The following is a 13,024-nucleotide window of genomic DNA, read 5'->3' as shown; positions in this document are numbered from 1 at the left end:
GGGAGCCTCCTACGGAGCCCAGAAGAAAGTGATATTCGGATGGTCGGAACGAAGAAGCGCGCGGACGGGGAGTTCCTCCACCGGTCCGTCCTCGCGGGCCCGATCGAGGACGGAGCGCTTCTCCTCGCCGGTGATGGCGATGATGATCTCGCCCGCTGACAGGATCGCGGGAAGGGAGAGGCTGAGCCGCGGGAAGGGCGCATGGGCTGGAAGAGGGTCGGGAACAACCTTCAGCACTGGCGGTGCCTTGTCGGCCAGCCCTTCGGCCAGCTCCTTCGCCCCCGGAAAAAGCGAAGCGAAATGCCCGTCGGTGCCCATGCCGAGAAGAATGATGTCCTGGTCCGGCAGGCCATCGGTTTCCTCGAAGAGCGGGACCAAGGTCGCGTTCTCGCCCGGCCCGCCTTCGAGGGCCTTGCGGATCATTGCCTCATTGCTGGCAGGGTCGCCAGGCGGCGCCATACGCTCATCGGTCAGTGTCAGGACGACCTTGTCCCACGGAACCGTGCCGTCCCGCCCCATGCGCTCATAGATCGGTTTCGGGGTCGAGCCGCCGGCGAGGGCCGCGTGGCCCTTGCCGTGCTCGGACACTGCCGCGGTCAGCGCCGACGCAATGCGACTTGCCGCCTCCTCATAGAGTGCGTCGCGGCTGGCAAATTCCCTGAAGTCACTCATACCAGCTGTGCCCGTTGCGTTCAGTCAGGACATGCTTCGCCGACGGACCATTGCTGCCCGAGCGGTAGGGTTTCGGCTCCATCCCCCGTTCCGCCCAAGCTTTTGCGATGGCATCGATCCATTTCCACGCTGCTTCCTGCTCGTCCCGCTGGACGAAGAGCGAGGGGTTGTTGGTCAGCGCGTCGAGGATCAGCTGCTCATAGGCAATGCGCCTCCGTTGCCCGTTGGTCGCCTCGGACAAGGACAGGTTCAGCGGTAGCTCTTGCAGCGGCATGCCCTCCGCCGAAATGCCGGGCCGTTTGTTCATGATCTGCAGGGTGATCCGTTCCTCAGGCTGCAGAACAATATGCAACTCGTTCGGGCTCGCATCATCGCCGAAGATCGAGTGCGGGACTGGTTTGAACGCGATGACGACATGGGTCTTGCGCTCCGCCATCCGCTTGCCGGTCTCGAGATAGAAGGGCACCCCGGCCCAGCGCCAGTTCCGGACATCTGCCGCGACGGCAACATAGGTCTCCGTCTCGCTTTTGGGGTTTTCGACATCGTCGCGGTAGGATGCGGCCTTGCCGCCATCGGGATCGAAACCCTCTTTATACTGGCCCCGGACGGTTCTCGCCTCGACATTCTCCGCCGTGATCGGGCCCAGGCTTCGCAGCACCTTGACCTTCTCGTTCCGGATGGCCTCGGCGTTGAGGCTCGATGGCGGCTCCATGGCGACCAGGCAGAGGAGCTGCAGCAAGTGGTTCTGCATCATGTCCCGCATGGCGCCATATTCGTCATAATAGCCGCCGCGTCCCTCAGCGCCGAGCGTCTCGGCGATCGAGATCTGCACGCTCTCGACCGTCTGGGAGTTCCAGAGTGGTTCGAAGATCCTGTTGCCGAACCTCAGTGCAATGAGGTTCTGGACGGTTTCCTTGCCCAAATAGTGGTCGATACGGAACGTCCGTTCCTCGGAAAAGGCCTCGGCTACCGTATCATTGATGCGGATATTGCTCTCGAGGTCATAGCCGATGGGCTTTTCGACCACGATCCGGTGCGGCGGTTCGGAGAGGCCGTGGGATTTCAGGCCCTGGCACACCGCGCCGAAGATCGATGGCGAGGTCGAGAGGTAGAAGACAACCTCCTTGCCCTTGCCATTCTCACGGATCTTGGCGGCCAGTTCGTCATATCCTTCGGGGGTCGTCACATCGATGGCAAGGTAATGGATCCGCGCGACGAAGGCATCGACGACATCTTGTTTGGCACCGTCAGCCCGTTCGCAGCACCAGCTGGCGACCTCTGCGCGGAACTCCTCATTGCTGCGCGGGCTCCGCGCGGCGGCGAGAATCCGCACGTCGTCATCAAGGAAGCCCTCCGCATGGAGAAAATAGAGCGAAGGGAAAAGCATGCGCTTGGCAAGATCGCCAGTCGCACCGAACAGGACGAAGGTATCGGCCATGGCCATGGGCAGTCTCTTGAGGGTTAGAGGGTGCCGAGGTTCCCCAGCACCGCGTTGGCGTCATAGGCGCGCGGATCATCCGGCTTGCTGCCCTTGCCCATGACGATTTCGAGGCGTGTCGTGACTTCTTCGCTTCCGCCGCCAAGGGGCACGCTCAGCCCCACGCCGACACCGCTGCGCCGACCGCCAGTGGCCCCGCCGATGCCGATGGAACTTCCGCCGCCACTGCGTTCACGGCTGACATCGCGGCTGACCACGGTGAAGTAGTCAAAGCCGCGCATCCGCGTCAGTTCCGCTGCACGGCGAAGAGCGCCGTCCTCGGCCTCGACCGCATTCCGGGCCTTGTAGCTGACCCGGTACCGGCCGGTCTCGATCTGCTGTTCGGCATAGCCAAAACCGCGCGCATTGGCGGGGCCGTAGTCCGGCGTTCCGGCACAAGCGGCGACCATGACAAGGGCGAGGGCGGAAACGATCTGTTTCATGACCTCACTGATAGGCGCAAAGGCCCGCAGTTCCAAGCGCGGGATACCGCACGATTTCGTTCGCAAAACCTCTTGCCAACGGCGCAGCCTTTCGACTAGTGAGCCGCTTCCCCGGAGAGGTGCCGGAGTGGTCGAACGGGGCGGTCTCGAAAACCGTTGTGCGGGTAACCGTACCGAGGGTTCGAATCCCTCTCTCTCCGCCATTATCTTTTTTTCCAATGACATAGCGATGCGCTTCAAGCGCATCGGACGTGTGCCCCGCATCTTGCGGGCCTGAGGGGTGGACCTTTGGCTTGGGAGCAGCTTCCGGCCAGGTCCCGAAGCGTCTTGGGCCGATGATCCTGTGACGCTCCAGAGCTGTGCCACGGGACAGGCAAATGAGTCCGGAAAAGACAGCGGAAAGCGGCAGGATAGCGGCGTTCGATCCTGAAGATACCGCAGCGGCAAAATAATTTGGCCGGATTGCTGGTCCTTGGACGTTTCCTTCTCAGCGGCGGGTTTCGTCGCAGGTAAACCAGTAAGTTGGGGACGAAAATGAGAAGACTTCTGATCGGCGCCATGGGCGCAGCACTCCTGGGGGGGCAGGCGAGCGCGGCCACCATCCAATTCACGGCCACGGACGACGGCACGGTCAAAACGTTCGGCGGCGATTCCGTGGACACGACCAGCGATACCATCAGCGTGGTCCAGTCTGGCGTGAACATCGTCAATGGCGTGCTGGAGTTCGACCTCGGCGCTATTGGGCCCGGCGCTACAGTCAATGCTGCGAGCCTCAGCCTAGCGCTCGCCCGTCCGGTCAGCAACGCCATCGGCGCAACGGCGGAAGTCGATATCTTCGCTTATGGAGGAGACGGCGCGGTCACCATTGCTGACTTCGGTGCAGCCGGAACGCAGGTCTTCGACGGCAGCATCCCGACCGGCGGCAGCCAGCTCGACATCTTCAACTTCAACCTCACCCAACTCTTGCCTCTGCAGGCGCAGCTCGGCGGGCTTCTCACCCTGCGGCTCGAGACCGACAGTTTCGCCTCGCTGGCGTTCTTGTCGATGGAGCAGGGCTTTGGTGCTGCGTTCAGTCCGATCCTGACGATCGACTTCACGCCGGCGCCCACAAACCCCGTCCCCATTCCGGGCGCACTGCCGCTCTTCGCAGCGGGTCTGGCGAGCCTCGGCTTCGCCCGTTCCAAACAACGCAAGCCGAAAGCCTGACAGGCACAGGGGGAGCGGCAGGGGCCGGCGTTTCCGTCCTTGGGTCAGAATCTTTCCCACCCAATGGCCGGATTCGCCCGCCCCGGTCGTATCCGCATCGAGTGACCGGAAAAGCGTGACAATGAAAGCGATTGGCTCTGCCGGGATGGCGCGCACGACGGGTAATCGGACCTGGCAGGATATCCTGCTGGCGGCACCCTGGCTGACCGTGCTGATTTCCCTTCTCCCGCTCTTTTGGTTTGTCTACGGATTGACGCTGGTCCAGAAGGATTCATCGGTCGATGCCTTCGTTGCGAATGACCACCCCGCCGTCGCTGCGCGAGACTTCGCTCGCGAGACCTTCGGTATCGAAGACCCGATTATCGTCGTCTTTGCCGAGAAAGAGGGCAAATCGGCTCTCAATGAACCACTGCTGAGCGCCCTCAGGGCCTTCACGGAAGAGGTCCAAGAGATCGGCGGCGTCGCCCCGGGCGTGATGAGCCTCGCGTCGAAAAGGGCCATCGTCACCAATGATGCAGGCGATCTCGAAGCGCCACTGATCGTTGGCGACCCGATCGATCCCGAGGCGGCTGAACAGCTGGTTGCGTCGATGCCTCCGTTCCAAGGAACGCTCATCGCTCATACAGGGGATGCGCTGGCCGCAATCGTTCCGGTCGATGATCCGAACCACGCCGAACAGGTCGTCAGCGAAGTGAGAAACCTCGCTCAGCGGTTGGCGCCACCCGGTGTCGAGGTCCACCTGACAGGCGTGGCGACCATGAACAGTCGGTTGGCTGAACGAATCGCGGATGACACGAAAGTCTTCCTTCCCCTTGCTGCCGTCGTGATTGCCCTCTTCCTGCTATGGGCCCTGAAGCGCCCGACGGCGATCATCGCACCCTTTATCGTTGTTGCGGGCGCAGCCATCGTGGCCGTCGGATCCATCGGCCTGATGGACGGTCGCTACTATCTCATCACCACGGCACTGCCAGTTGTCGTCATGGCCATCGCGGTGGCCGATAGCATTCACCTCACCCTTGCCTTTCAGCGGCAGCGGAGGCTTCATCCAGAGCTGTCCCGCCGGGCAGCGATGGGTCGTGCCATGCGCGATGTCGCAACGCCGATCATTCTGACCAGTGTGACGACCGCCTTGGGTTTTCTCGGCCTGGCGGTCGGCTCGCCCATGGTTCCCGTGGCCGAGTTCGGACTCGTCGCGGCCGCGGGGACGATGGCCGCCGGTGTTCTCAGCCTGACCTTCCTGCCCGCGGTTCAGGTGTATCTCGCCGACCGGAAAGGCGCAGGGACCTCCGCGAGTTGGATGGATCGGATACTGAGGGGTCTCGCAACCGCATCGGCAGAGCGGCCTCTCCTGGCCTGTATCCTGACCGGATTTTTCCTCGCGGTCGCTCTCGCATTCGCGTTGCAGGTCAGGTTCGACTATGAGCGAGACAACTACTTTCTCGCAGGTGACCCTGTCCTCCAGGCCGACCAGATCCTGCAGGAACGGTTCGACGGCGGAAATGTTGTCGATCTCATCGTTGATACAGGCGAGGACGGTGGCCTCCTTACCGCTGATGCCGTGGCCAAGGTGGACGACCTCCAGCAGCGCTTCGAAGCCCTCGAGGGCATCCGGACCGTCAGCGCCTTCAGTGAACAGATTTCCCTGATGCACGAGCGCCTCACCGGTGCGCAGCCGGGCAGCCTGCCGACCTCGGACCATGCGCCTGCTGAATACATGCTGTTGTACGAGGCCAGCGGAGAACCCGAGGACTTCGACAACCAGATCGATTTCGGGCGCCGCTACACGAGGCTTCGGGGCCATGCCGCAACGGGGAAATTCTCCGCCAACGAACCGTTGGTCGAGGAACTCGCCTCTATCGCCGCGGACGCTTCAGCGGACACCGGTATCGATGTCCAGGTGAGCGGCCGCCTGGCGGTGAACGATGGCTGGATGAAGGCGCTGCGGGCCAGTCACGCCCGGACGATCGGCGCGGCAGTCCTCTTCGTTTTCATCGCGACCGTGGTCGTGCTGTCGAGCCTGCGCCAGGGACTCATCGCGATCGTTCCCGTCATGACGGGGATCCTGCTGCTCTATGCCGCGATGGCGGTGTTCGGCATCGATCTGGCGCCGGCAACGTCGATGTGTGCAGCGATCGCCGCCGGTCTCGGGGTGGATTTCGGCATCCACCTGACCAAGGCGCTCAAGGCGGAACCCAAGTCGCCGGGGCAGCTCCTGCCTGCTGGCTACGACACGGTGATGCGTGCATGCCTTTTCAGTGCCCTGAGCCTCGCGGCGGGTTTCTGCGTGGTCGCGACCAGCGGCACTCCCGTCCTGCGATGGTTCGGTCTTCTCATCGCCTCCTCGGCGGTCGGAAGCCTTCTCGGTGCGCTCATCCTCATTCCCGCACTCACAGCGCTTTATCAGCGTGGAAAGCAAAAGGCTCATGCTTGAACTTGCCGCCGTCTGCCTTCTGGCCGTCACCCAAGCGATGTCCGGCGAGGCGATTGCCGAGAAGATCGCTAACCGCATCGCTGACGATGAGCGAACAGGCCAGATCACATTTACGCTCCGGGATAGCAAGGGACGGGAGCGAGAGCGGACCGCACGCCTGGCCGTGCGCGAGACAGATGAAGTCAGCCGCATGCTGCTGCTCTTCGACCGTCCCGCCAATATTCGCGATACGGCCTTTCTCAGCTTCGATTACGTCGCCCCCGAAGCGGCCGACGAGACCTGGCTTTTCCTTCCGTCAACGGAGAGAGTGCGGCGTATCCCTTCGACGGACAGGTCTGGCCGGTTCATGGCCACGGAACTGACCTATGGCGATGTCAAGGACGACTTCAAATTCGGCCTCGCCGACTATGACTTCGAGGCGGGCGGTGAGAAGAACGGTCGCCTCGTCCTGATCGGGACATCCAAGAGCCCGCAGGTCGCCCGAGAAACCGGCTATGGAGGGTTCCGGGCCGAGATCGATCCCGAGACCTGGTTCCCTATGCTCATCGATTTCGCAGATCCCGAAGGCGAACCGCTGAAGACAATCGAGGTAAATGAAGTTCAGCGTGTTGGTGACAGTTGGACTGCCAAGTCCTTCGAGGTCGTCAACCACAAGACCGGACGGTCGACTTCTGTCCGCGTTGACGACTCCCGCGTCGCCCGGGGACTGAGCGCCACGCTGTTCGATGCGCGCGACCTTGACCGGGCCGGAAGCCAGCTTCCGTGATAAGACTTGCATCGCTCACAGTGCTGACGGTTATGTTGTTGGGCCAGGCGAGGGCACACCCTTTGCGGCTGGACGGCGAACTCAGGATGGCGGCCGATGGGGACGGCGTCGCTCAGACCTATGCCTTGCTCCGCCCGGAGCTGCGCGAGGAGCTCTCGGCGTGGCTCTCCTTCCGTGCGGGGGTGCGGATCGAAGCCGCGGGATCTCGGACAGGGCTCGGGCGACTGGACGGCTTCGCGGATGCTGAACAGCCGCTTGAGATCGGCGACGATGCCAGGTTGGAACTCGATCATGTCACGCTCGAGGCCGACCTCGGACATTCTCGCCTGACGCTGGGGAAGCAGACGGTCGCCTGGGGTGTCCTCGATGGTGTTCGGATCACGGACGGCTTCAATCCCCAGAGGTTGACCGAGTGGGTCGCGAGGGAACCGAGACCCGACCGGATCCCCGTCTGGGCGGCGCGGCTCCGGGGCGAGGTCGGCCGTCTGTCCTATGATTTCGCCGCGGCGCCCTTCGGGAGCGTCACACAGGTCGCTGCGCCTGGCGACGCCTTCGAGCCGGTAGCGCCGCGGTTCCGCGGTGGATACGAAGTTGGGGTGACCGCCACCAATCCCGAGCGAGACGTGCCCGGAGGGTTCGGGGAGAGCCCTCGCCTCGGCGCGCGGATCGGAACGTCCTTCGGCAGGACAGACGCGCATCTCGTAGCCTTGTCCGGGCCTGACCTTGAAGGTGTCGTGCGCTTCAACGGAACCGGACTGGAGGTTGCTCACGACCGGACGACCATGCTCGGCGTCGATCTGGTCCGGCCCGCGGGCGCCGCCGTCCTGCGGTTCGAGGCCGCCTATGTATTCGACCAGCCCGTCAACCTTCGCCCCGCGTCGCTTCCGATGGATGATGAGACGGGCCGTCTCACGGTGGGGGCGGGTGCTGACTGGTATGCGTTCGGCGAGACGTATTTCAACGCACAGGTCATCATCGACCAGCTGACGTCCGACGTCGATGCGGTGCGCCCGGACCGGGACGTGGTGACCACCCTGCGGGTCCGGCGCGATCTCGGCACGGACCGGTGGACCCTGATGGCCGAGAGCCTGCATACCCATGGGACGGGCGACGGCGTTCTTCGTACGGAGCTCACGCGACAGCTCGGCGGTCCGTGGACCGCCACGCTGGGCGGCGATCTATTCTACGGACCGCGCCAAGGGCTTTTCGGACAGTTCGGCGACGCGTCCCGCGTGACCCTCAGCATTGGGTTTGCCCTGTAACCAATGAACGCCCCGAGCCTTGCGACCAGTATTGTTTTCTGCAATCCTCTTTCCATGGGGGCTTTGCAAGACCAGTTGGCCAGCGCCTACACACTGCAGGAAGAGCAGGCCGCCGCGGTGCTCGTCGAAGAGCATTACGATGCCCTTTTGCGTATCGCCCGGTCAAAGCGGCGACGCCACGCGGTCCCCATTTCACTGCTGACCCACGACATCGTCCATGAGGCTTTGCTCAAGCTCTCGGGAACCGTCACCTGGACATCGAACGATCACTTCGTCAGCACGGCGGTTCTCGCGATCAGGCAGGTGATCTGCGACTATGCACGGCGCAGGACGACGGCCTCGCGCGACCGCTTCGCCGAGGTCCCGATGGAGCAGGCATCGCCGCTTTTTCCGGAGTTCGAGGAAACCCCGGAAGACATCGTTGCGATTACGAACCTCATCTCGGCCATGGGCGTGCAGGACGCGCGATGGCCCCGGCTTCTCGATGCCCGTTACTTCTCGGGCATGACCGAAGAAGAGACCGCCGAGCTGATGGGATGCTCGACACGGACGGTCCGGCGCGAATGGCGGGCAGCGAGGAACTGGCTCGCGCAACAAATGGCCGTGTGAGCCATGAGCTCAACCAGCGACGACGATGCCCCGACACATTTCCTGAGAACCAGCGCGCCCGAGCTTTCGTCCGGTCCCGAACCATCGTCTGAACCCGGCACGGTCTTCGGCGCGTGGCGTATCCGTAGGCTGATTGCCCGCGGCGGTATGGGTGAGGTCTACGAGGTCGAACGGGCCGACGGTGCTTACGAAGCGACAGCGGCGCTGAAACTCGTCGCCCTGACCGATCCCAGAGCTGCCGAGCAGTTCCGCCGGGAGCGGCAGGCGCTCGCACAGCTGGAGCACCCCGGAATCACACGCGTGATCGATGGGGGCACCGCCCCGGACGGGCGCCCTTTCCTCGTCATGGAGCTCGTCGAAGGCACGCCGCTTTCGGAGAAAATCCCACCCGAGCTGTCACGAGACGACCGGCTGCGCCTCTTCCTCGAGATCTGTGACGCCGTGATCTATGCCCACCGAGCTTTCGTGCTTCACCGGGATATCAAGCCGTCAAACATCCTTCTCGACAAGGACGGACGACCGCGCCTGATCGATTTCGGAATTTCCGTATCAATGGACCGGGCCAACCCGGAAGGCGGCATGACCGCCCTGTTTGCAGCCCCTGAACAGTGGCGAGGCGAGCCTGCTTCGGTGGCTTCGGATGTCTTCTCGCTCGGCCTCGTCCTCTATACCCTGCTGACCGAGAAGTTGCCGAAGCGGAACGCTGCGGGCGGCGTCGAATTGCCAACGACAGAAGGTCTTTCTCCAGAGCTTCAGGCAATCATCCGCAAGGCTACAGCTCCTGACCCGGAGGACCGCTACAGCAGTGTCGACCGTCTCGCGTCGGACATCCGCGCGGTGCTGGAGAATCGGCCCGTCGAGGCCTTTGGCGGTGGCAATGGCTACCGCTTCGCCTGTTTCGTGAGGCGGAACACTGTTCTGTCCGTAACCGCTGCAGCGCTCTTGGTCTCGCTCGTCGGTGGGCTGACGGCCAGTCTCGTTCTCCTCGACAGTGTCGCGAAAAGCCGGTCGGAGCTGGCCGCATCACTGGCCGCTACAGAGCTCGCCCTGCAGGACGCGCAGTTCACAGGAGGCCAGCAGGCGACCACGGCCAGCCTGATGCAGCGTGCTGCATTCGATCTGGGCGTTGACGAAGAGGCGTTTACGGAGCATTACCTGACAGCTGCCCGTGAAGCGCACGCCACGTGGCAGGACGAGCCCGATGCCGCGGCCCGTGTCGTCTTCACCGTGGGGCGGACTCTCCTGTACAAGAACGACTTCAATGGGGCCGTAGAGATCCTGAAGCCATGGATCGATGCCGGCTATGGGGATCCCTACTGGCTGCTGCAGGGAGAGGGTGCGCTGTACGTCGCCCTGCGCAACGCTGGCCGGGAGGACGAGGCGCTCCCCTATGCCCGTCGCTATCTCGCGCGGTATGCGGAGGGACCCGGCGCGAACACGGCCAATCACGCTGCCGCCGCCGCCACGGTTGCCGAGATGACCTATGAGGAGAGCGATGCGAGAGCCGCGCTGCCGGTGCTCGAAAAGGCACTGGAGAACGAGCCGTCGCCTCAATTTCGGCAATTCCTCTGGGACAAGCGCGGGCGGATGCTCGAGCGGCTCGGCGATCTCGATGGCCGGGTGGCGTCGATTGTCGAAGCCATGAAGATCGCTGATGAAAACACCGTCGGCAAGGATATCGTACAGGACAGCGCCTATCGGCTGCGGGCCGCTGAAGCCCTTTTCTACGGGAGCGGTGATAGCGAGACCGCCAGCAAGATCGCAGACCGTGTCCATGCGGACCTTTTGAAGTACGCTCCCAACAGCCGCGATGTGATCCTCTCCACGACATTGCAGGCCGAGATCGCTTTCAACGATGGCCGTCCCGCTGACGCCCTCACGCTGCTCGAGAGTATCCTCGAGGGCGCTGGGCAGAGATTCGCTCCCGGCAGCCTCCCGGATGCCCGCGTCCGGTGGTTGCACGCCGAGGCTCTTGCACACAGCGGCCAATGCCAAGCGGCACGCGAGGTGCTGGAATCAGATCATTTCAGTGAGAATTTCGGCGACGATGCCAGGACGCGTATCCGCGTCCGGTCAAAAGCAGGACGGCGTTGTGTGGCCTCCGCATGCGGCGGGCCTGCGGAGCCGCTCTCTCTGACGGACAAGGAAAGGGACGCCGTCACGACGAGCGTCCTCACACACTATTTTGGCACGGAGCACTGTAATCAGTAAAGGGACCGTATGGGTCTGGCTCTATAAGTCTCGCGCCGCGGCGGATCCGGTGCCCCTGCTATCGCGACCTGTCTTTTGGCGTTCGACCGGTGCTAGGCTCTTCTGGCAGCTAGGGGCTGTTCTTTATGGACATTTTCCGACATCTTGCGATGCGTCCAATGGTGCAGTTCCTCGTGCTCGGCGCGGCACTGTTCCTGCTGAACCAATTGATCGCCAGCTCCGGGACGGAGGCTGTCCGCGTGTCGCAGGCGGCTCTCGATCGTCGTGCGGCAGACTTCGAGGAGATGTGGGGCTCCCCGCCTGACAGCACGCGCATGGCCATGTTCGAGGCCGAGCTGCTCCGCGATTCGCTCCTCTTTCGCGCGGCCGTCGATGACGGGCTGCACCTCTCCGACGGCATCGTCCGCCAACGGCTGATCGAGCTGCAGAAGCGCCGTATCGTCGGCAGCCTGCCGGAGCCAACGGACGAAGAAGTGCTCGATCACTACGCAGCCAATCTGGGGCGATACACGACTGAGTGGTCCTATTCGTTCAGGCACGTCTTTTTTCTGTCCGAGGCCCGCGTGCCCGAGGACGCCATGGCGAGGCTTCGCGAAGGTTTGGTCCTTGAAGGCGATCCTTTCTGGGCTGGCCACTCCTTCGAAGCCTACGAGGCCTCGGCGATCAGGGGCCTCGCAGGAGCGGGGTTTCTGGAAGCGCTCGACGCGGCTCCGAGCGCCACATGGACAGGACCCGTCCGATCGGCGCGCGGGATCCATTACGTCTTCAAGTCAGAAGAGTTCCCGCCGCGCCAGCTGGCCTTCGCCGAGGTCAGTGACGCGGTTCGGCAGGACCTCCTGTATGCGCGTGCGGAACAGGCGCTCAACCAGCGCCTCGATGCTCTGAAGAGCCGCTACAATGTGGACTAGGATCATCCTCGTTGTGCTGGTTTCGCTCTTTCCCGGCGACGCATGGGCAGATGTCGTCCGTACGGCGAAAATCGCGCTCGAGCCTTCAATCGAAGACGAGCACGGAGAAGAGCGCGTCCACACCTACCTTCTCACAGCCGACCTCCCGCAACAACTCGCCACGCTGGACAGTCCGGTTTGGCCGGACCAGTGCACAGGCGAGCTCCGTGGCCGGTTCGTCGAAGGGCAAGGCATTCGCTCCGTCTACGCGCTTTCTTGTGATCGTCCCCTCGGGCCACCGGACGCTATCGTCCTTCCGTGGCGCCTCGATGGGGCCGAGTTCGAGGCAAGGCTCGATGCCCGGACCGTGCGCACGGCTGTGACAGCGTCGGACGGGCTACTGGAGCTCCCCCTCGGCGAGGTCGCCGGCCGGTCCCTGACCAAGTTGGCGGGCGACTTTCTCTATCAGGGCGTCCTGCATATCTGGTTCGGATGGGATCACCTTCTTTTCGTTATCGTCCTGACGCTGATGACGGCAGGCGGGGCGCTTCTGCGTCTGGTCACGGCATTCACGGCGGGGCATTCCGTGTCCCTCGCGCTTGGTTTTTTTGATGTGATCCGGGTTCCGATCCTCCCGGTCGAGGCCGTCATTGCGCTGTCCATCGTTTTCCTTGCGCGGGAGGCGATGTCGGCGGATAGGGCCTCCCAGGCTTCGCTTGCGTCCTTCCTGACGATCGGCCTCTTCGGCGTCCTCCACGGCCTCGGCTTTGCGAGCGCGCTCGCGGGGCTCGGGGTCGGGGAAGGTGAAAGGCTCAGTGGCCTCCTCTTCTTCAATGTCGGTGTTGAGCTGGGCCAGATTGCGATTATCGCAGTCTTGCTCGGACTCATCGCGATTGCCGGAAAGACCCTGCAGCCTGCCCGCCAGGCGGTTCTGGTCGGGTGCGGAGGGTTTGCAATGTTCTGGATGATCGAGCGGACCTTCCTCATCTTGCAGGCATGAAGCCGGCTGCGGCTTGGGATTGCTTTTACCGCTCCTCGAGAGTGGACTGACTGCAAAAGG

11 protein-coding genes and 1 tRNA gene are annotated in these 13,024 nt (G+C 63.3%); 9 read left to right on the top strand and 3 right to left on the bottom strand.

Features of this window, described 5'->3' with window-relative positions; all coding sequences use genetic code 11:
• Window positions 1-9: 9 nt before the first annotated feature.
• From IE053_RS06730 to IE053_RS06720, 3 genes are read right to left on the bottom strand one after another with little or no spacing between them, the layout of a single operon-like run.
• Window positions 10-672, bottom strand: a complete 663-nt coding sequence (locus IE053_RS06730) for a 6-phosphogluconolactonase (protein WP_189573683.1) — start codon at window positions 670-672, stop codon at window positions 10-12.
• Window positions 665-2,116 carry a glucose-6-phosphate dehydrogenase gene (gene zwf, locus IE053_RS06725; RefSeq protein WP_189573680.1) on the bottom strand — a complete coding sequence of 484 codons (1,452 nt, stop codon included), beginning with the start codon at window positions 2,114-2,116 and terminating at the stop codon, window positions 665-667. Before zwf ends, IE053_RS06730 begins: the two co-directional genes overlap by 8 nt.
• Before the next feature lie 17 nt (window positions 2,117-2,133).
• Entirely contained in the window at window positions 2,134-2,592 is a 459-nt protein-coding gene (locus IE053_RS06720; RefSeq protein ID WP_189573677.1) for a CC0125/CC1285 family lipoprotein, read from the bottom strand.
• Between the two features lie 113 nt (window positions 2,593-2,705).
• On the opposite strand from IE053_RS06720, the gene IE053_RS06715 reads away from it, so the two are divergent.
• From IE053_RS06715 to IE053_RS06675, 9 genes are all read left to right on the top strand, one after another.
• Window positions 2,706-2,795 (top strand) — tRNA-Ser (locus IE053_RS06715).
• Between the two features lie 331 nt (window positions 2,796-3,126).
• The gene (locus IE053_RS06710; protein ID WP_189573674.1) at window positions 3,127-3,798 is read left to right on the top strand and encodes a hypothetical protein; all 672 of its coding nucleotides are present in this window, start codon (window positions 3,127-3,129) and stop codon (window positions 3,796-3,798) included.
• 121 nt (window positions 3,799-3,919) lie between these two features.
• Entirely contained in the window at window positions 3,920-6,229 is a 2,310-nt protein-coding gene (locus IE053_RS06705) for an efflux RND transporter permease subunit (RefSeq protein ID WP_189573671.1), read from the top strand.
• On the top strand, window positions 6,222-6,995 hold the full coding sequence (locus tag IE053_RS06700) for an outer membrane lipoprotein-sorting protein (protein ID WP_189573668.1): 774 nt from the start codon (window positions 6,222-6,224) through the stop codon (window positions 6,993-6,995). The genes IE053_RS06705 and IE053_RS06700 overlap by 8 nt, the downstream gene beginning before the upstream one ends.
• A gap of 86 nt (window positions 6,996-7,081) precedes the next feature.
• On the top strand, window positions 7,082-8,257 hold the full coding sequence (locus tag IE053_RS06695) for a hypothetical protein (protein WP_189573665.1): 1,176 nt from the start codon (window positions 7,082-7,084) through the stop codon (window positions 8,255-8,257).
• A gap of 54 nt (window positions 8,258-8,311) precedes the next feature.
• Window positions 8,312-8,866, top strand: coding sequence for a sigma-70 family RNA polymerase sigma factor (locus IE053_RS06690; RefSeq protein WP_189573662.1), 555 nt, complete (start codon window positions 8,312-8,314; stop codon window positions 8,864-8,866).
• Between the two features lie 3 nt (window positions 8,867-8,869).
• Window positions 8,870-11,077, top strand: coding sequence for a serine/threonine protein kinase (locus tag IE053_RS06685; protein WP_189573659.1), 2,208 nt, complete (start codon window positions 8,870-8,872; stop codon window positions 11,075-11,077).
• Window positions 11,078-11,202: 125 nt separating this feature from the next.
• Window positions 11,203-11,985 carry a peptidylprolyl isomerase gene (locus IE053_RS06680; RefSeq protein ID WP_189573656.1) on the top strand — a complete coding sequence of 261 codons (783 nt, stop codon included), beginning with the start codon at window positions 11,203-11,205 and terminating at the stop codon, window positions 11,983-11,985.
• Window positions 11,975-12,964 carry a HupE/UreJ family protein gene (locus IE053_RS06675; RefSeq protein WP_189573653.1) on the top strand — a complete coding sequence of 330 codons (990 nt, stop codon included), beginning with the start codon at window positions 11,975-11,977 and terminating at the stop codon, window positions 12,962-12,964. The genes IE053_RS06680 and IE053_RS06675 overlap by 11 nt, the downstream gene beginning before the upstream one ends.
• Window positions 12,965-13,024: the final 60 nt, after the last annotated feature.

Source organism: Parvularcula lutaonensis (assembly GCF_014651915.1).
GTDB lineage: Bacteria > Pseudomonadota > Alphaproteobacteria > Caulobacterales > Parvularculaceae > Parvularcula > Parvularcula lutaonensis.
Note: the sequence above shows the minus strand (reverse complement) of the source record. Positions and strands in the feature narration are given on the sequence as shown.